18 protein-coding genes are annotated in these 18,199 nt (G+C 68.1%); 13 read left to right on the forward strand and 5 right to left on the reverse strand.

Features of this window, described 5'->3' with window-relative positions; genetic code table 11:
* The first annotated feature begins 31 nt into the window (after positions 1-31).
* Genes nrdH through nrdF form a run of 4 tightly spaced genes read left to right on the forward strand, consistent with a single transcriptional unit; the run spans position 32 to position 3,979 of the window.
* Positions 32-265, forward strand: a complete 234-nt coding sequence (gene nrdH, locus PSS76_RS08570; protein WP_005518946.1) for a glutaredoxin-like protein NrdH — start codon at positions 32-34, stop codon at positions 263-265.
* A gap of 57 nt (positions 266-322) precedes the next feature.
* Entirely contained in the window at positions 323-781 is a 459-nt protein-coding gene (gene nrdI, locus PSS76_RS08575; protein WP_022596977.1) for a class Ib ribonucleoside-diphosphate reductase assembly flavoprotein NrdI, read from the forward strand.
* Positions 739-2,925 carry a class 1b ribonucleoside-diphosphate reductase subunit alpha gene (nrdE, locus tag PSS76_RS08580; protein WP_005518948.1) on the forward strand — a complete coding sequence of 729 codons (2,187 nt, stop codon included), beginning with the start codon at positions 739-741 and terminating at the stop codon, positions 2,923-2,925. Before nrdI ends, nrdE begins: the two co-directional genes overlap by 43 nt.
* Positions 2,926-2,971: 46 nt before the next feature.
* Positions 2,972-3,979 carry a class 1b ribonucleoside-diphosphate reductase subunit beta gene (gene nrdF, locus PSS76_RS08585; protein ID WP_005518949.1) on the forward strand — a complete coding sequence of 336 codons (1,008 nt, stop codon included), beginning with the start codon at positions 2,972-2,974 and terminating at the stop codon, positions 3,977-3,979.
* A gap of 77 nt (positions 3,980-4,056) precedes the next feature.
* Here the strand turns inward: nrdF and PSS76_RS08590 are convergent, their stop codons facing one another.
* On the reverse strand, positions 4,057-4,551 hold the full coding sequence (locus tag PSS76_RS08590) for an RDD family protein (RefSeq protein ID WP_013416644.1): 495 nt from the start codon (positions 4,549-4,551) through the stop codon (positions 4,057-4,059).
* Positions 4,552-4,685: 134 nt separating this feature from the next.
* Here PSS76_RS08590 and PSS76_RS08595 point away from each other — a divergent pair, with 134 nt between their 5' ends.
* Positions 4,686-5,072, forward strand: a complete 387-nt coding sequence (locus PSS76_RS08595; RefSeq protein WP_013416643.1) for a VOC family protein — start codon at positions 4,686-4,688, stop codon at positions 5,070-5,072.
* Between the two features lie 12 nt (positions 5,073-5,084).
* Here the strand turns inward: PSS76_RS08595 and PSS76_RS08600 are convergent, their stop codons facing one another.
* The 3 genes from PSS76_RS08600 to PSS76_RS08610 are packed head-to-tail and all read right to left on the reverse strand — an operon-like array spanning position 5,085 to position 7,623.
* Entirely contained in the window at positions 5,085-5,561 is a 477-nt protein-coding gene (locus tag PSS76_RS08600) for an NUDIX hydrolase (RefSeq protein ID WP_337456109.1), read from the reverse strand.
* Between the two features lie 9 nt (positions 5,562-5,570).
* Positions 5,571-6,575, reverse strand: a complete 1,005-nt coding sequence (locus PSS76_RS08605) for an ABC transporter substrate-binding protein (protein ID WP_084869305.1) — start codon at positions 6,573-6,575, stop codon at positions 5,571-5,573.
* A 46-nt stretch (positions 6,576-6,621) separates the two neighbouring features.
* The gene (locus PSS76_RS08610) at positions 6,622-7,623 is read right to left on the reverse strand and encodes an ABC transporter substrate-binding protein (RefSeq protein ID WP_037086169.1); all 1,002 of its coding nucleotides are present in this window, start codon (positions 7,621-7,623) and stop codon (positions 6,622-6,624) included.
* Between the two features lie 365 nt (positions 7,624-7,988).
* Between PSS76_RS08610 and ctaD the strand changes: the two genes are divergently transcribed.
* The 8 genes from ctaD to PSS76_RS08650 all read left to right on the forward strand — a co-directional run bounded on the left by ctaD (position 7,989) and on the right by PSS76_RS08650 (position 16,777).
* Complete coding sequence (gene ctaD, locus PSS76_RS08615) at positions 7,989-9,728, forward strand: aa3-type cytochrome oxidase subunit I (protein ID WP_013416639.1); 1,740 nt, start codon at positions 7,989-7,991, stop codon at positions 9,726-9,728.
* Positions 9,729-9,872: 144 nt separating this feature from the next.
* On the forward strand, positions 9,873-11,099 hold the full coding sequence (gene serB, locus PSS76_RS08620) for a phosphoserine phosphatase SerB (protein ID WP_044991308.1): 1,227 nt from the start codon (positions 9,873-9,875) through the stop codon (positions 11,097-11,099).
* A complete protein-coding gene (locus PSS76_RS08625; RefSeq protein ID WP_064079462.1) occupies positions 11,096-11,845 on the forward strand; it encodes an aminoacyl-tRNA hydrolase in 750 nt (249 codons plus the stop codon). The genes serB and PSS76_RS08625 overlap by 4 nt, the downstream gene beginning before the upstream one ends.
* Positions 11,846-11,904: 59 nt before the next feature.
* A complete protein-coding gene (locus PSS76_RS08630) occupies positions 11,905-12,735 on the forward strand; it encodes an ABC transporter ATP-binding protein (protein WP_005518959.1) in 831 nt (276 codons plus the stop codon).
* A 146-nt stretch (positions 12,736-12,881) separates the two neighbouring features.
* Positions 12,882-13,691 carry an NUDIX hydrolase gene (locus PSS76_RS08635; RefSeq protein WP_022596971.1) on the forward strand — a complete coding sequence of 270 codons (810 nt, stop codon included), beginning with the start codon at positions 12,882-12,884 and terminating at the stop codon, positions 13,689-13,691.
* Positions 13,692-13,711: 20 nt separating this feature from the next.
* Positions 13,712-14,491 (forward strand): enoyl-CoA hydratase/isomerase family protein, encoded by a 780-nt coding sequence (locus PSS76_RS08640; protein ID WP_005518961.1) that lies wholly within the window; start codon positions 13,712-13,714, stop codon positions 14,489-14,491.
* Between the two features lie 136 nt (positions 14,492-14,627).
* Positions 14,628-15,602, forward strand: coding sequence for a class I SAM-dependent methyltransferase (locus PSS76_RS08645; RefSeq protein WP_005518962.1), 975 nt, complete (start codon positions 14,628-14,630; stop codon positions 15,600-15,602).
* A gap of 17 nt (positions 15,603-15,619) precedes the next feature.
* Entirely contained in the window at positions 15,620-16,777 is a 1,158-nt protein-coding gene (locus tag PSS76_RS08650) for a THUMP-like domain-containing protein (RefSeq protein ID WP_022596969.1), read from the forward strand.
* A 3-nt stretch (positions 16,778-16,780) separates the two neighbouring features.
* On the opposite strand, the gene PSS76_RS08655 is transcribed toward PSS76_RS08650, so the two are convergent.
* A complete protein-coding gene (locus PSS76_RS08655; protein ID WP_064059213.1) occupies positions 16,781-18,088 on the reverse strand; it encodes an outer membrane protein assembly factor BamB family protein in 1,308 nt (435 codons plus the stop codon).
* Between the last annotated feature and the right edge of the window lie 111 nt (positions 18,089-18,199).

The following is an 18,199-nucleotide window of genomic DNA, read 5'->3' on the forward strand; positions in this document are numbered from 1 at the left end:
GCTCGCCAGGCCGTGGAAAGAGGGACCCGTCATGAGCATCACCGTCTACACCAAGCCCGCCTGCGTTCAGTGCAATGCCACCTACCGTGCCCTCGACAAGGCCGGTCTCGAATACGACATCGTCGACATCTCCGAGAACCCCGAGGCTCGCGACTACGTGATGGCCCTCGGGTACCTCCAGGCCCCCGTCGTCGTGGCCGGCGAGGAGCACTGGTCGGGCTTCCGCCCGGACCGCATCAAGGACCTCACCGCAAACGCTGCCTGAGCCGCCGCGCCGCAGCCCTGCGGGGACGATCCACCTCGAGTGAAATGGTGAACGCCGATGGCTTCGCTGGTGTACTTCTCCAGCGCGTCGGAGAACACACACCGATTCGTCGAACGACTCGGTGTCCCCGCTACGCGCATTCCACTACGTGACCGCGAAGGCGCGTTCGAGGTCGACGAACCGTACGTCCTGATCCTCCCCACTTACGGGGGCGGCACGACGTCGACGGGACGCGACACGAGCTACGTGCCCAAGCAGGTCATCCGATTCCTCAACAACGAGCACAATCGCGACCTCATCCGAGGGGTGATTGCTGCCGGCAACACGAACTTCGGCGAGTCCTACTGCTACGCCGGGAACGTGATTTCACAGAAGTGTCGGGTCCCGTACCTGTACCGCTTCGAACTAATGGGAACAGCCGAGGACGTCGTCGCCGTGCGCGAGGGCCTCGCACAATTCATGGAGAGTGAACAGTGGCACCGACCATCACAGATTCAGCCCCGGCTGGGAGTGTAGAGCGCGCTGCGGCACAACCCGACGCGTCGGCGGGCGAGTTGGACTACCACGCGCTCAACGCGATGCTGAACCTGTACGGTCCGAGCGGCGAGATCCAGTTCGACAAGGATCGTGAGGCCGCCAAGCAGTACTTCCTGCAGCACGTCAACCAGAACACGGTCTTCTTCCACAACCTGGACGAGAAGCTCGACTACCTGGTCAGGGAGAACTACTACGAGCGTGAGGTCCTCGACCAGTACTCGCGCAACTTCGTGAAGTGGCTGATCGACCGGGCCTACGCGAAGAAGTTCCGTTTCCCCACGTTCCTCGGTGCCTTCAAGTACTACACGTCGTACACCCTCAAGACGTTCGACGGTAAGCGCTACCTCGAGCGCTTCGAGGACCGTGTGTGCATGGTGGCGCTCACCCTCGCGGCGGGCGACGAGACGCTCGCGACCGAACTGGTCGACGAGATCATCGCCGGACGCTTCCAGCCGGCGACGCCGACGTTCCTCAACTCCGGCAAGAAGCAGCGCGGCGAGCCCGTGTCGTGCTTCCTGCTGCGCATCGAGGACAACATGGAGTCGATCGGCCGTTCGATCAACTCGGCCCTGCAGCTCTCCAAGCGCGGTGGCGGAGTCGCCCTGCTGCTCACCAACGTTCGTGAGCACGGCGCGCCGATCAAGAAGATCGAGAACCAGAGCTCGGGCGTCATCCCGATCATGAAGCTGCTCGAGGACTCGTTCTCCTACGCGAACCAGCTCGGTGCCCGGCAGGGTGCCGGCGCGGTGTACCTGCACGCGCACCACCCGGACATCTACCGCTTCCTCGACACCAAGCGTGAGAACGCGGACGAGAAGATCCGCATCAAGACGCTGTCGCTGGGCGTCGTGATCCCCGACATCACGTTCGAGCTCGCGAAGAAGAACGAGGACATGTACCTGTTCTCGCCGTACGACGTCGAGCGCATCTACGGCGTGCCGTTCGCGGACATCAACGTCACCGAGAAGTACCACGAGATGGTCGACGACAAGCGGATCCGCAAGTCGAAGATCAAGGCGCGCGAGTTCTTCCAGACCCTCGCCGAGCTGCAGTTCGAGTCGGGCTACCCGTACATCATGTTCGAGGACACGGTGAACCGGGCGAACCCGATCGCCGGCAAGATCACGCACTCGAACCTGTGCTCGGAGATCCTGCAGGTCTCGACCCCGTCGACGTTCAACGACGATCTGTCCTACAGCCATGTCGGCAAGGACATCTCGTGCAACCTCGGCTCGCTGAACATCGCGCTGACGATGGACTCGCCGGACTTCGCGAAGACCATCGAGACCTCGATCCGCGCGCTCACCGCCGTCTCGGATCAGACGCACATCTACTCGGTGCCGTCGATCGAGCAGGGCAACAACGACTCTCATGCGATCGGCCTGGGGCAGATGAACCTGCACGGCTACCTCGCGCGCGAGCGGATCTTCTACGGCTCCGAAGAAGGCATCGACTTCACGAACATCTACTTCTACTCGGTCGTGTACCACGCGATCCGCGCGTCGAACCTGATCGCGAAGGAGCGGGGTACCCACTTCAAGGGCTTCCCGGAGTCCGACTACGCGTCGGGCAAGTACTTCGACAAGTACACCGACCAGGTGTGGGAGCCCAAGACAGAGAAGGTGCGGCAGCTGTTCGCCGACGCCGGTATCCACATCCCGACGCAGGACGACTGGCGCGAGCTGAAGGCGTCGGTGCAGCAGTACGGCATCTACAACCAGAACCTGCAGGCCGTCCCGCCGACGGGTTCGATCTCGTACATCAACAACTCCACGAGCTCGATCCACCCGGTGGCCGCGAAGATCGAGATCCGCAAGGAAGGCAAGATCGGTCGCGTCTACTACCCGGCGCCCTACCTGACGAACGACAACCTGGAGTACTACCAGGACGCGTACGAGATCGGGTACGAGAAGATCATCGACACCTACGCGGCCGCCACGCAGCACGTGGACCAGGGCCTGTCACTGACGCTGTTCTTCAAGGACACCGCCACCACGCGTGACGTCAACCGCGCCCAGATCTACGCGTGGCGCAAGGGAATCAAGACGCTGTACTACATCCGCCTGCGCCAGATGGCCCTCGAGGGGACCGAGGTGGAGGGTTGCGTCTCGTGCATGTTGTGATCGCCAATTCTGAGACCCCGCAACGAAACTCGAAGAGGGAAGAACGATGACCTCCGCCCCTAACGTGCACTCTCCGGCCGACGGCACGCGCATCAAGCTGGTCGACCGCGTCTCGGCGATCAACTGGAACCGCGTCCCCGACGAGAAGGACTCGGAGGTGTGGGACCGTCTCACCGGCAACTTCTGGCTGCCGGAGAAGGTGCCGGTGTCCAACGACATCCAGTCCTGGGCCACCCTCACACCGAACGAGCAGCAGCTCACGATGCGCGTGTTCACCGGTCTGACGCTGCTGGACACCATCCAGGGCACCGTCGGCGCCGTCAGCCTCATCCCGGATGCGGTCACGCCGCACGAGGAGGCCGTGCTCACGAACATCGCGTTCATGGAGTCGGTGCACGCGAAGAGCTACTCGCAGATCTTCTCGACGCTGTGCACGACGCGGGAGATCGACGACGCGTTCCGCTGGTCGGAGGAGAACCCGAACCTGCAGCGCAAGGCGCAGATCGTCCTCGACTACTACAAGGGCGACGACCCGCTCAAGCGCAAGGTCGCCTCGACGCTGCTCGAGTCGTTCCTGTTCTACTCGGGCTTCTACCTGCCGATGTACTGGGCGTCGCGGGCCAAGCTGACCAACACGGCCGACGTGATCCGCCTCATCATCCGTGACGAGGCCGTGCACGGGTACTACATCGGCTACAAGTACCAGCGCGGACTCGAGCGGGTCACCGAGGCCGAGCGTGAGGAGCTCAAGAACTACACGTTCGAGCTGCTGTTCGAGCTGTACGACAACGAGGTCGAGTACACGCAGGACCTGTACGACGAGGTCGGTCTCACCGAGGACGTCAAGAAGTTCCTCCGCTACAACGCCAACAAGGCGCTGATGAACCTCGGCTACGAGGGTCTGTTCCCGAAGGACGAGACGGACGTCAACCCGGCGATCCTCTCGGCCCTGTCGCCGAACGCGGACGAGAACCACGACTTCTTCTCGGGCTCGGGTTCGAGCTACGTGATCGGCAAGGCCGTCAACACCGAGGACGACGACTGGGACTTCTAGTGCCACCGCACTCTCCGCGGCCGGATGTCACACGCGTTCAGTTGGACTGGACCGGTGTGACATTCGGCCGTCGGCGTTCACGGGGCGGTCCGGAGCGCCGTGACGTCCCGGCGTCGGACCACGGTGGGGGAGTTGTCGTAGTTGCCGAGCCACGGGCTGTCCGAGAAGGTGGCGACCGCGTCGAGGGCGCCGAGCAGCCACCACTTCAGCAGGTAGCCGAGGGTGGGCCAGGAGCCGTCGGACGGACGGATGACGCAGACGCCGAGCAGGAGTTTGCCGACGGTCGCGTGGACGATCCGCTGCAACACCACGCGATCGATGAGCGACGCGGCGATCCATCCGATCGGCAGTGCGAGCGCGGCCCAGTCCGCGACCGCCGGTATGTCCATCGCAACGGTCATCGCAGCCAGCCCGGCAGCGACGTGCAGGATCCAGTCGACGACGAACGCGATCGCCTGCCGCGCCTGCCGCGGCGACGGATAGCGCGGATCGTCCGACTCGCCGTGCTTGTCGGGGAGTGGCGGCGGAACCGCACCAGGGGGAGTGGTCGCGTCGAACTCTGATGTCGTCACCGGGAAAGGGGGCCGGACGCCACCGCGAAAGGCAATGGTGTGGGCGGGGTTTCGGCGGGCCGTTGAGTCCGGCGGCGCACCCGGCCTACCTTGGAGTGAGGTGACCCCAGTCGACGACGATCGAGGAGACGGCGATGACCGGTCGAGTAGTGCACTTCGAGGTCCCGTTCGACGACGGAGACCGAGCCCGCAACTTCTATCGGCAGGCGTTCGGGTGGAACGTCACCGAGATGCCGGAACTCGAGTACACGGGCGTGTCCACGGGTCCGGTGGCCGAGTCCGGGATGCCGGCCGAGCCCGGATACATCGGCGGCGGCATGTTCCAGCGGTCCGACCAGGCACCCAGGGGTCCGGTGATCACCGTCGACGTCGCCGACATCGATGCCGCGTTGGCGAAGATCGAGGCGCTCGGCGGCGCCACCGTCGCCGCGAAACAGCCCGTCGGCACAATGGGTTTCGCCGCCTACTTCCGTGATCCGGAAGGCAACGTCATGGGTCTGTGGGAGACCGCGCAGGGCTGAGTCGGGGACGGGTCAGTCCCTCGCGAACCAGGTGCGCTCGTCGTCGCGGAGGGCGGCCGCGATCCGCCGCCGCGACGAATCGGTGAGATTCGCGGGCAGGGCGTCGGGGGAGAACCAGCGCACGTCGAGGTTCTCGTCGTCGGCCACGCGAGCCTCACCCGTCACCGCGCGCGCAACGAAGCACACGTCCAGGTAGCTGGCGACGTCGCCGTTCGGGTAGGTGATCGGCCCCGCGGTGTCGACGCTGCTCACCCGGACCAGTTCGGCGTCGATGCCCGTCTCCTCGCGAACTTCGCGCAGCGCCGCCGGACCCGGTTCCTCACCGGGCTCGAGGATGCCCGAGACCACGGCCCACTTGCCGTTGTCGGCCCGCTTGGTCAACAGCAGCCGTCCGGTGTCGTCGACCACGACGGCGCTCACACCGGGCAGCCACAGCGGGGCGTGCCCCACGTGGTCGCGGAGCGCCGCGACGAATTCCGGTACCGGCACGGTGAACTCCTAGGCGTAGCCGTTGAGGCTCGGCTGCAGATCGGCGAGGACGGCCCGCGCGGCGACGATGCCGTTCCCGCCGTTCCAGATCTCGTCGTCGACCGCGAAGACGCGCTTGTCGGGGACGGCGCCGAGGGCGTACCACTCGTCGGAATCCATCACGGACTTGCCGTGCTCGAGCCCGTCCGGGCCGTCGAAGCTGACGTAGATCACGTCGCCCTCCGCGGTACCGAGATCGTCGATCTCTTCGGCCGCGACCTCGAGGCGCTGGTAGGCCGGTCGCTGGACGCCCGCGTCGGCGAGGACCTGGCCCGAGAAGCTGCCCGGCCCCGTGATCGCGAGCGAATCGGCGCCGAACCGTACTACCGACGCCTGCGTCTGCTGGGCAGCGAGATCGTTCCCGATCCGTGCCGCGTCGGCGGTGTAGGCGTCGAGGGCCTGCCGGGCCGCGCCGGAGCGTCCCAGCGCCTCACCGGTCGCGAGGAAGCGGTTCTTCCAGAAGACGGCGTCGGCGCCGACGAACGCAGTCGGCGCGAGTGCGCGAAGTCGATCGGCCAGCACCGGATCCGCGGGCGCGGCTCCGACGATCAGGTCGGGGGCGGACTTCGCGACGAGATCGACGTCGGGGGCGCCGGCCGGTCCGATGCCGGGCAGCGCCGCGACGCCAGGACCCAGGTACGACGGCTGCCGGTCGGCGCCGTCCGGGGTTACGGTGCCCACGACCCGGCCCTGCAGGCCGAGCGCGCACACCGCGTCCAGTGCGGCGGTGTCGAGGACGACGATCCGCTGCGGGTCGGCTGCGCCCGGGTCGGCGGGCGAGGGCTCCGCGCACGCGTTGCCGGTGTCGCGTTCGACGTTCACGACACCGGCACCGGCGATCTTGGTCGTCGTCCGCACGATGGTGCTCGCGTCGTCGGCGGTGCCGCTACCGCAGCCGGCGAGTCCCACGAGCGCCACGGTCGCGAGCGCGACGGCGGCGATACGGCGAGATCTGACGGGCTGGGCACTGGACAATGCGACGACTTCCTCTTCGGCGAGCGCGGCGTGTGGCCGCCTCAGGTTAGCCGTTGTGCGGGTCGACGCCGAAGGCCTCGGCGAGGTCGTCGAGGATCTTGTGCGCGCCCTGGATGCTGACCGGCGTCATCCACATCGCGTCGTCGACCTCGACGATGCGCCCCTTCAGCGTTCCCCACAGCGGGTTCTGGCGGAACGCCTCGGCGGCCTTGATCGACTTGCCTTCGGGATCCTCGTACGTCGCGACGAAGATGACGTCGGCCTCGGCGTCGGCCAGGCGCTCAGGGCTGATCGAGTTCATGATGCTGCCGGCGTCGGCGGGGTCGGCCTGCTGGCTGGCCGGGCGGGCGAGTCCGGCGTCGGCGAGAACGATGCCGCTGAACGACGTCGTCCGGTAGAGGCGAGCGGTCGGCTCGCCGGCGAATCGCACGACGGACACCGTGGGGTTGTTCGCCTTGGCGTTGATCTCGTCGCCGATGGCCTTGGCGCGGGCCTCGTAGTCGCCGATCTTCTGCTCGGCCAGATCCTCCTTGCCGAGTGCCTTCGCGACGAGGCGGATGTTGTCCTTCCACGTGGGGCCGGTCGACTGGGAGAAGACCGTCGGTGCCAGTGCCGACAGTGCCTCGTAGTTCTTGCCGTCGCGCACCTCGGCCGAGAGGACGAGGTCCGGTTCGAGCTGGGCCACCTTCTCGAGACTCACGTTCTGCACCTTGCCGACCGACACCGCGTCGGCCGCGAACCGGTCACGGGCGTCGCCGAGGTAGTCGGGCAGGCCCTGCTCGCGGTAGTCGACGAAGCCGACGAGCGGCGACTCGAGCAGTAGCACGGCATCGGCGTAGCTGTTGTCGAGCGTGACGATGCGCTGCGGCTCGGCGTCGATGTTCGCCACGCCCCGGAAATGTTCGACGGTCCGCGGGAACCCGGTCGACTCGGTGGCCGTTGTATCGGCTGTGCTCTCGGTGGAGGAGCAGCCGGTGAGGGCGATGCTCACGGCAGCTCCCACGGCGGCGAGGGAAGTGAGGGTGCGGCGTCGGGCGAGTGTGTACACGAGATGGAACTCCAAGCGAGTGGAACGGACGAGCCGAGGGGATTAGGTAAGGAAAACCTTAATAGCATGGATGTGTCGTTGCTCTCGACTGCCGGGTACGACTCGGCGGTGAGGCCCGCGCCGCGCCGACACGCCGCGGGCCGGTGGTCGAGAGGTCCGATGGGGGACTAAAGCCCTGTTCGCGGCCTCGAGGCCCGAAGGTCGAAGGGCCCGAGTACGACAGGGAGTAGGACCCGGTCCGCGGTGCCCGAAAGCACCGTCTACGATTCGATGAGCGCAAGCCAGCGATCGCCTCTTCCGCCAGTCCGGGGTAGGCGCTCAGAGCGCGGCCTGCGGAGCGACCAAGGGCACATTCAGGAGGATCAGTGACTGCCGTAGCGCCCCAGCCAGTCCCGGAGATAGCAGCGAGGCCTTACCCGCCGCGGCAGGGACCCAAGGGCTCGTTCATCTACAAGATGGTGACGACCACCGATCCCAAGGTGCTCGGGATCATGTACCTGGTCACCTCTTTCGCGTTCTTCCTCATCGGTGGCCTGATGGCGCTGCTGATGCGTACCGAGCTCGCGGTGCCGGGCCTGCAGTTCCTCTCGAACGAGCAGTTCAACCAGCTGTTCACGATGCACGGCACGATCATGCTGCTGCTGTACGCGACCCCGGTCGTGTTCGGCTTCGCCAACTACATCGTCCCGCTGCAGATCGGTGCCCCCGACGTGGCGTTCCCGCGTCTGAACGCGTTCAGCTACTGGCTGTACCTGTTCGGCGCCCTCATCACGACGGCCGGCTTCATCACCCCCGGTGGTGCTGCCGACTTCGGCTGGACCGCTTACACCCCGCTGACGAGCGCTCTGCACTCGCCGGGCGTCGGCGCGGACCTCTGGGTCCTCGGCCTCGCCGTCGCGGGTCTCGGCACCATCCTCGGTGGCGTCAACTTCATCACCACCATCGTGTGCCTGCGCGCACCGGGCATGACGATGTTCCGGATGCCGATCTTCACCTGGAACATCCTGATCACCAGCATCCTCGTCCTGCTGGCGTTCCCGCTGCTCACCGCTGCCTTCATGGGCCTGTTCGTCGACCGTCACCTCGGTGGCCACATCTTCGACCCGGCAACGGGTGGCGTCCTGCTGTGGCAGCACCTGTTCTGGTTCTTCGGTCACCCCGAGGTCTACATCATCGCGCTGCCGTTCTTCGGCATCGTCTCGGAGATCTTCCCGGTCTTCTCGCGTAAGCCGATCTTCGGCTACAGCGGCCTCGTGTACGCCACCATGGCCATCGCTGCCCTGTCGATCGCCGTGTGGGCGCACCACATGTACGCCACCGGCGCCGTGCTGCTGCCGTTCTTCTCCTTCATGACGTTCCTCATCGCGGTCCCGACCGGTGTGAAGTTCTTCAACTGGATCGGCACGATGTGGAAGGGCCAATTGACGTTCGAGTCGCCGATGCTCTTCTCGGTCGGCTTCCTCGTGACCTTCCTCTTCGGTGGTCTGTCGGGCGTCCTGCTCGCGAGCCCGCCGATCGACTTCCACGTCACGGACTCGTACTTCGTCATCGCGCACTTCCACTACGTGCTCTTCGGCACCATCGTGTTCGCCACCTACGCGGGTATCTACTTCTGGTTCCCGAAGATGACCGGCCGCATGATGGACGAGCGTCTCGCGAAGTGGCACTTCTGGACCACGTTCATCGGTTTCCACGCCACCTTCCTGGTCCAGCACTGGCTCGGTGCCGAGGGCATGCCGCGTCGCTACGCCGACTACCTGCCCACCGACGGCTTCACCACGCTGAACACGATCTCCACGATCGGCTCGTTCATCCTCGGTGCGTCGACGCTGCCGTTCCTGTGGAACGTCTTCAAGAGCTACCGCTACGGCGAGGTCGTCAAGGTCGACGACCCGTGGGGCTACGGCAACTCGCTCGAGTGGGCCACCACCTGCCCGCCGCCGCGGCACAACTTCACCGAGCTGCCCCGGATCCGTTCGGAGCGTCCGGCGTTCGAGCTGCACTACCCGCACATGGTCGAGCGCATGCGCGACGAGGCCCATGTCGGTATCGGACACGGTGGCGGAAAGCACTCCACCGCGGTCCTGGAGGACACCAAGTCCTAGCGGACCCGAGGGTCCCTGCACTACCGGAAGGCCCCGCCCGTACTACGGGCGGGGCCTTTCCGCTGCTCTCACGCCGACTTGGCAGAATGGGGAGCGGTATTTCATTGTCGAGTTGTTCGAGTTCGAACGGACGGAGTTCTCTCGGTGGGTGCGTCAGACGCCACGGTTCTGGTGACGGTTACTGGTCCGGACAGGCCCGGCGTGACGTCGGTGCTCTTCGCGGCGCTGTCGCGTCACGACGTGAGCCTGCTCGACGTCGAGCAGGTCGTGATCCGGGGGCGCCTGACCCTCGGCGTGCTGGTCGCGTGTCCCACCGACCCGGAGGCGCTCCAGGAGGAGCTCGAAGAGGCGATGGACACCGTCGGCATGAACGTCGACGTCGAGATCGGTGCCGACCCGGCGGGTCGGCAGCAAGTGTCCACGCACGCCGTCGTCGTGCTGGGCAGCCCGGTCAGTGCGCGGGCGTTCCGCTCGCTGTCGCGTGAGCTGGCCCGGCAGGGCGCGAACATCGACTCGATCCGGGGGGTCGCCGACTACCCGGTGACCGGCCTCGAGCTGATGGTCACCGCGTCGAGCACCGGCGCCGAGGCGGACAAGCAGTTGCGTACCGGGCTCGCGGAGGTCGCGGTCGGCGAGAACGTCGACGTCGCCGTCGAGCACGCCGGACTCGCCCGCCGTGCCAAGCGCCTCATCGTGTTCGACGTCGACTCCACCCTCGTCCAGGGCGAGGTCATCGAGATGCTCGCGGCGCGCGCCGGCGTGGAGGACGAGGTCCGTGCCGTCACCGAAGCGGCGATGCGCGGCGAGATCGACTTCACCGAGTCGCTGCACCAGCGGGTCGCGACGCTCGCGGGCCTCGACGCCTCGGTCATCGACGACGTCGCCGCCGACTTGCAGCTCACCCCCGGCGCGCGCACCACGATCCGGACGCTGCGTCGTCTCGGGTACCACTGCGGCGTCGTGTCGGGCGGGTTCCGTCAGGTGATCGAGGGGCTCGCACACGAACTCGAACTCGACTTCGTCCAGGCCAACACCCTCGAGATCGTCGACGGCAAGCTCACCGGACGCGTCGTGGGCGACATCGTCGACCGCGCTGCCAAGGCCGTCGCGCTGCGCAAGTTCGCGGCGGACGTGGGCGTTCCCATGGAGCAGACGGTCGCCGTCGGCGACGGCGCCAACGACATCGACATGCTCAACGCCGCCGGGCTCGGCGTGGCGTTCAACGCCAAGCCGGCGCTGCGCGAGGTCGCCGACACCGCGCTTTCGCACCCGTTCCTGGATGCCGTGCTCTTCGTGCTCGGTGTCACCCGGAACGAGGTCGAGGCGGCGGACGCGGTCGACGGCGTCGTGCGGCGCGTACCGATCGCATGACCCTCACCGGGGACGGGTTCGCGGCTCGGCACGGCGTACTCGCCGCCGGGTACGGCAGCCGTCCCGACCCGGAGGATCCCGCGCAGGTCCTCGCGATGCCGATGGTCCTGCACCTCCCCAAGGTCGATCCGCCCGCGCGCAGCGACCTGCTGGCCGCGGCGGCGTCCGCGACGGTCGCCCTGTGCCTCGACGAACGGGTCGGCCCCGACGACGACGGCGAGCCGGGCCCGTGGCAGGACGCGTTCCGGGAGTGGGCCGACGCGCGCATCCGCAAGGTGGCGCGTCGGGCGCGTGGCGCGCAGTGGCTGGCGGCGCAGGACCTCGACGGCGTCACCGTCGACGTCGCCGGCGCGCAGGCCCGAGCGCTGGTGCCGGGACCGGTCGGCGCGCTCGACCCGCGGATCCGCAAGCTGCAGATCGGCGGCACCGACCTCGAGCACGACGAGCCCGGGCCGGTGCCGGGCGGCGTCCCGACGCTGTGGGTGAACGCCTCGCTCGGCATGAGCGTCGGCAAGGCCGCCGCGCAGGTAGGGCACGCGTCGATGATCCTGGCCGGCGCGATGCCGGTGGAACGGGTGCGCCGCTGGGCCGCGGACGGCTATCGCTGCGCGGTGCGCGACGCTGACCCCGGGCAGTGGGCCCAATTGTGTGACGAAGTCGCTCGCGGCGCGGCCGTGGCGGTGCGTGACGCCGGGTTCACCGAGGTTGCGCCCGGTTCCATGACGGTGATCGCCCCGATCCCCTGATCGGCCCGCCGACACGCAGGTCCGGTCCGATCGGACCCTCCGGCGGGCGGTACGCGAAGATGGTCGCTGTGTCGGAACCAGATCCTGATCTCCTCATCGATTTCGAAGACGTCCTGATTCGCCGTGGCGGAGCGACCCTCGTCGGCCCGGTCTCCTGGAAAGTGGAGTTGGACGAGAAGTGGGTCGTGCTCGGCCCCAACGGCGCGGGCAAGACCTCGCTGCTGCGCATGGCGGCCGCCGAGATCCACCCGACGTCCGGTGTGGCGCGCCTGTTCGGCGAGACGTTCGGCCGCGTCGACATCACCGAACTGCGACCCCGGATCGGGTTGTCGTCGTCGGCGCTGGCCCATCGCGTCCCGGCGGACGAGATCGTGAGCGACCTGGTGGTGTCGGCGGGCTATTCGGTGCTCGGTCGCTGGCGGGAACGCTACGAGGACATGGACACCGAGCGCGCCGTCGAGATGCTCGAGAGCCTGGGTGCCGAGCATCTGTCGAACCGCGTGTACGGGACCCTCTCGGAGGGCGAGCGCAAGCGCGTGCTGATCGCCCGGGCACTGATGACCGATCCGGAACTGCTGCTGCTCGACGAGCCCGCGGCGGGCTTGGACCTGGGAGGCCGTGAGGAACTCGTCGCACGCCTCGGTGACCTCGCGGCCGATCCCGATTCGCCGGCGACGGTGCTCATCACGCACCACGTCGAGGAGATCCCGCCGGGCTTCACCCACGCGATGTTGCTGTCCGAGGGGCGGGTGGTCTCGCAGGGTCTGCTCGACGACGTCATCACGGCCGAGAACCTCAGCGAGGCGTTCAGCCAGTCGATCACGCTCGATCGCGTCGACGGCCGTTACTTCGCCCGTCGGACACGGCATCCCGGACGGCACCGGGCCTGACCCGGCCGGCCCGTTCGCGACACGCGCGCTGGGCGCGCCCGCTGGGACTGGTGGTGAGGCGTCCGTCACTCGGGGCGTAAGTTCCCGGTATGGGAACTTCTCGAGAGTCGGGCGCACCCACCGCCGGTGCCCCGCAGCAGGCCGGAATGTTCGACGAGTCGCAGACCGTGTCCACGGCTCCGGCGCCGAAGGACGCGTCCACCGTGATGCTCGTGCGCGACGGTGACGACGGTGTCGAGGTGTTCCTGCTGCGGCGGGTCGCCGGTATGGCGTTCGCCGGTGGCATGACGGTGTTTCCGGGCGGCGGCGTCGATCCGTCCGACGGCACCGCCGACGTCCGCTGGTCCGGCCCGTCGCCCGCGTGGTGGGCGGAGCGGTTCGGCGTCGACGAGGCCCGCGCGAAAGCGCTCGTGTGCGCGGCGGTGCGGGAGACGTTCGAGGAGTGCGGCGTCCTGCTCGCCGGCCCGACGGAGGACACCGTCGTCGCGGACACGGCCGGGTACGCCGAGGCCCGTCGCCAGCTCGAGTCGCGGGAGTTGTCGTTCGCGGACTTCCTGACGCGCGAGAACCTCGTCCTGCGTGCGGATCTGCTTCGCCCGTGGGCGAACTGGATCACCCCGGTCCAGGAGGGGCGTCGCTACGACACCCGCTTCTTCGTCGCAGTGCTGCCCGAGGGTCAGAACGCCGACGGGGAGACGTCCGAGGCCGCCGAGGTGGCGTGGCGCACCCCGACCGCGGCCGTCGACGACTGGCGTCAGCGTCGCAGCGTCCTGCTGCCGCCGACGTGGCGTCAGCTCGCGACGTTGGGTGAGTTCGACGGCGTCGACGCGATTCTCGCTGCCGAGCCGGAGATTTCGCCGATCCTGCCGGAGTTGAGTTTCGTCGACGGCAAGCCGCGGGTGTCGTTCCCGGGTGACGAGGGCTACTACGACACCGGGGCGCTGCCCTGGGGGTGACGCCCAGTAGCCTGAGCCGCATGGCTGAGTTTGTGACTCTCGAGGTTTCCGAAGGTATCGGCACGATCCGTCTGGCGCGTCCTCCGATGAATGCCCTCAACCGTCAGGTGCAGGAGGAGATTCGGGCGGCTGCGCGTCAGGCGACGGTCGATCCGGAGGTGAAGGCCGTCATCGTGTACGGCGGTGAGAAGGTGTTCGCCGCGGGCGCCGACATCAAGGAGATGGCGGAGCTCGATTTCGTGCAGATGAGCGAGATCATCGCCGACCTGCAGTCGGCGCTCGGCGCGATCGCCGACATCCCGAAGCCGACGGTCGCCGCAATCACCGGCTACGCGCTCGGCGGCGGCCTCGAGGTGGCCCTCGGCGCGGATCGCCGGATCGCGGGCGACAACGTCAAGCTCGGAGTGCCGGAGATCCTGCTCGGCATCATCCCCGGTGGCGGTGGCACGCAGCGTCTGGCCCGCCTGGTGGGCCCCGCCAAGGCCAAGGACATGGTCTTCACGGGTCGCTTCGTCGGCGCCGAGGAGGCCCTTGCGATCGGTCTCATCGACGAGATGGTCGCACCGGACGAGGTCTACAACGCCGCGCGTACGTGGGCGTCGCAGTTCACCGGTGCCGCGAGCCGGGCGATCGCCGCCGCGAAGGCCGCGATCGACCAGGGCCTGGACACCGACCTCGCAACGGGCTTGAAGATCGAGCAGCACCTGTTCGCGTCGCTGTTCGCGACCGCCGACCGCACCATCGGCATGGAGTCGTTCGTCGAGAACGGCCCCGGCAAGGCGAAGTTCACCGGCAAGTAGCCGCGCCCCTTCTCGCGTTTCGCGCACTTGTCGTCGTTCTCCGGGCCCCGAGGCGACGACAAGTGCGCGAAACGCGGGGGGAAGAACCGCAAAACTAGAACTTGTTCATTCCTTACCATTCGGTAGGATTCCCGGCATGACTGCAAGCCCGACAGATCCCGCGCCCAACCCGCACGCCACGGCCGAAGAGGTCGAGGCTGCGCTGCAGGACACCAAGCTCGCCCAGGTCCTGTACCACGACTGGGAAGCGGAGACCTACGACGACAAGTGGTCTATCTCGTACGACGAGCGCTGCATCGACTACGCACGCGGGCGTTTCGACGCCGTCGCCGGCGACCAGCCGCTGCCGTACGAGCGGGCACTCGAACTGGGCTGCGGCACCGGCTTCTTCCTCCTCAACCTCATGCAGGGCGGCGTCGCGAAGACCGGTTCGGTCACCGACCTGTCCCCGGGCATGGTGAAGGTCGCGCTGCGCAATGCCGAGCACCTCGGACTGCCGGTCGACGGCCGCGTCGCCGACGCCGAGACCATCCCGTACGAGGACGACACATTCGACCTCGTCGTCGGGCATGCCGTGCTGCACCACATCCCGGACGTCGAGCAGTCGCTGCGCGAGGTGCTGCGCGTGCTCAAGCCGGGTGGCCGTTTCGTCTTCGCCGGTGAACCCAGCACGATCGGCAACTTCTACGCCCGCTGGCTCGGTCGCGCGACGTGGGCCGCGACCACCAACGTCACCAAACTGCCGTTCCTGTCCGACTGGCGTCGCCCGCAGGCCGAGCTCGACGAGTCGTCGCGTGCCGCCGCTCTCGAGGCCGTCGTCGACCTGCACACCTTCGACCCCACCGACCTCGAGAACATCGCGAAGTCGGCCGGTGCGGTCGAGGTCAAGGCCAAGACGGAGGAGTTCGCCGCGGCGCTCCTCGGTTGGCCGGTCCGCACCTTCGAGGCCGCCGTGCCGCCGGAGAAGCTGGGCTGGGGCTGGGCCAAGTTCGCGTTCGGCGGCTTCAAGACGCTGAGCTGGGTGGACGACAAGGTGCTCCAGCACGTCGTCCCGCGCAATTTCTTCTACAACGTGATGATCACCGGCGTGAAGCCGGGCACCACCGACTGAACCGAGTCGAACGAGCTTTGGGATACGACTTCACGATCGACGACGTCGACTATCTGCGCAGCGCCGAGGGCATCGCGGCGCTGACCCGGACGGCGGAGTCGGAGCTGTCCACGCGGACGCGCCTGGCCGACATCGGCCGGGCGCGTGCGCGTTTCGGCGACCGCGCCGGACTGCTGATCGAGACCGTCCTGCTGCGGCGCAAGGCCGAGACCAAGCTGTCGGGCGCCGACTCGTGGCTGTTCACCGACGACGCACTGCAACAGGCAACCCCGCTCGCGGTGGCCCGCCATCGCGGCGAGCGGCTTGCCGGGCGCCGCGTCCACGACGTCACGTGCTCGATCGGCGCCGAATTGTCGGCGCTCGTTCCGGTGGCGGACACGGTGGTCGGCAGCGACCTCGACCCGGTACGGCTCGCGATGGCCGCGCACAACGTTCCGGGCGCGACGCTGGTCCGGGCGGACGCGTTGCGGCCGTGCACGCGCGACACCGTCGTCATCGCCGATCCGGCGCGCCGTTCCGGTGGCAGACGCACACACGATCCGGCGGCGCTCATGCCGCCGCTGCCCGACCTGCTCGACGTCTACGCCGGCCGGGACCTCGCGGTGAAATGTGCGCCCGGTCTGGACTTCGACCGGCTCGAATGGGACGGCGAGGTGGAGGTCGTCTCGCTCGACGGCGGCGTGCGGGAGGCGTGCCTGTGGTCGCCGGGACTGGCCGGCGCGGGGGTGCGGCGGCGGGCCACCGTCCTGCGGTCGGACGGCTCGTCGTGGGAGGTCACCGATGCCGAATCCGACGACATCCCCGAGCGTGAGCCGGGGGAGTGGATCGTCGACCCGGACGGCGCCGTGGTGCGGGCGGGCCTGGTGCGCCATTACGCGGCGCGGCACGGGCTGTGGCAGCTGGATCCGCGGATCGCCTACCTCACGGGCGACAGCGTGCCGGACGGGGTGCGCGGGTTCCGGGTGCTGGCGCGGCTGAAGTACACCGAGAAGGCGTTGCGTCAGGAGCTGGCGGCGCGGGACTGCGGTTCGGCCGAGATCCTCGTCCGCGGACTCGACATCGATCCCGCCGTGCTGCGGCCGCGGTTGAAGTTGCGGGGCACCACGCCACTGTCGGTGGTGCTCACCCGGATCGGCCGCACGCCCGTCGCCTTCGTGTGCGCTGCCCGGCTCTGACCCTTACTTCAGGACGAACAGTTCGCCGATCAGCGTCGGGGTGAGTACCTCGCCGCCGGGTCCGACGGACGTCCCCGCGGTCGATCCGGACGCCCCGGGCAGCGCGTCCTGGTCGAGTGTCTCCCCGGACGCGGTGTCGAAGGTGAGGAGGGCCAGGCCGTTGTCGCCGTCCCGGACGACGGTGTATGCGGTGGAGCCGGACGTCTGGGCGGGCGCACCGCGCTGCACGACGTCGGCGCGTTCCCACAGCACCTCGGCGCGGTCGCCGCGGTCGCGCAGGGCCAGGAGACGGCCGTTCTCCGCGCCCGCTGGGATGATCGCCCCACTGCCGGAGACGGACGGGCCGCCGCGTACCGCATAGCCGAGGTCGTACTGCCACCTGACGGAGCCGGACTCGGCGTCGAGCGCCCACAGGTGTCCGGCGTTGTCGTTGGCGTACACGGTCTTTCCGTCCCTCGACAGCACCGGCGCAGATGCGCTGCCGGCGGCGAGGGTGCTCGTGGACCATTCCTCGGTGATTCGGGGTCGCTCGCCGTCGCCGTATCGAAGAGCCACCAGGTCGGCCTGTGGAGCGCCGGGGCGCCAGAACGTGACGACGATGCGTCCGTTGTCGAGGTCGATCGCGGGGGACGTCGCCACCGGGCACAGCGGCCCGCCCGCGAAGCAGTCCTGGACGCCCAGATCGTTCGGCAGGGGATCGATGTTCGCGCCCTGCGGGTACGACGCCGGGGGGATGAGGTCGTACGGCGCCGCCACCGTGCGGCCGGTCTGCGGATCGACGACGTTCACCTGCCCGAGTTGCGTCACGAACAGCAGGTTCCCGTCACCGGTGAACTGTGCGGACAGTGGTGTGCCGGTGACCGGTGTGCGCCAGCGCAATTGGCCGCGCTCGTCGAACGAGAGCATTGCGCCGTCCTCGCCGACATACATGTTGGTGGCACGGTCCACCACGGGAGTCGACAGCGCGGCTCCGGGTCCGACCCGGGCACACCAGCGCTTGCGTCCGGTGTCGACCTGGAACGAGAAGACGTTGCAGCCCGCGTCGGTGGCTGCGGTCAGGAACACCTGGCCGTTGGCGGCGACGGAGGCGTTCGTCGTCGTCGGGCCGCCGAGCGGCCGTGACCACTGGAAATCGAGGGACCGGGATCCTGTCACGGCGGCGGTGTCGCTGTTGCGGGCGTCGGAATGCATGCCCGGCCAGCCGCCCGCGCCGAAGACGTTCTCGGCGCCGGAATCGCCGGCGCACCCTGCGAGCAGGAGGGCCGAGATCGTCGTCAGCGCCGCCGCCGACGACCTGAGGGCACGCCGCATCACTTCTCCTCGAATCGGAATCCGTCCGGAGCGAGACTATCCCGGCCCGGATTCTCCGTCGGCCAACCGCCCCACCCGCAATCGTGGGACCCTCGAAGGACGGATCCGTTC

This window comes from Prescottella sp. D32, from assembly GCF_037287305.1.
Lineage (GTDB): Bacteria > Actinomycetota > Actinomycetes > Mycobacteriales > Mycobacteriaceae > Prescottella > Prescottella equi.

Coding starts and splice junctions, on each gene's coding strand:
- nrdF (WP_005518949.1), top strand. CDS start 2,972: ATGACCTCCGCCCCTAACGTGCACTCTCCGGCCGACGGCACGCGCATC.
- nrdH (WP_005518946.1), top strand. CDS start 32: ATGAGCATCACCGTCTACACCAAGCCCGCCTGCGTTCAGTGCAATGCC.
- PSS76_RS08655 (WP_064059213.1), bottom strand. CDS start 18,088: ATGCGGCGTGCCCTCAGGTCGTCGGCGGCGGCGCTGACGACGATCTCG.
- PSS76_RS08625 (WP_064079462.1), top strand. CDS start 11,096: ATGACCCTCACCGGGGACGGGTTCGCGGCTCGGCACGGCGTACTCGCC.
- PSS76_RS08640 (WP_005518961.1), top strand. CDS start 13,712: ATGGCTGAGTTTGTGACTCTCGAGGTTTCCGAAGGTATCGGCACGATC.
- nrdI (WP_022596977.1), top strand. CDS start 323: ATGGCTTCGCTGGTGTACTTCTCCAGCGCGTCGGAGAACACACACCGA.
- PSS76_RS08645 (WP_005518962.1), top strand. CDS start 14,628: ATGACTGCAAGCCCGACAGATCCCGCGCCCAACCCGCACGCCACGGCC.
- PSS76_RS08630 (WP_005518959.1), top strand. CDS start 11,905: ATGGTCGCTGTGTCGGAACCAGATCCTGATCTCCTCATCGATTTCGAA.
- PSS76_RS08595 (WP_013416643.1), top strand. CDS start 4,686: ATGACCGGTCGAGTAGTGCACTTCGAGGTCCCGTTCGACGACGGAGAC.
- PSS76_RS08635 (WP_022596971.1), top strand. CDS start 12,882: ATGTTCGACGAGTCGCAGACCGTGTCCACGGCTCCGGCGCCGAAGGAC.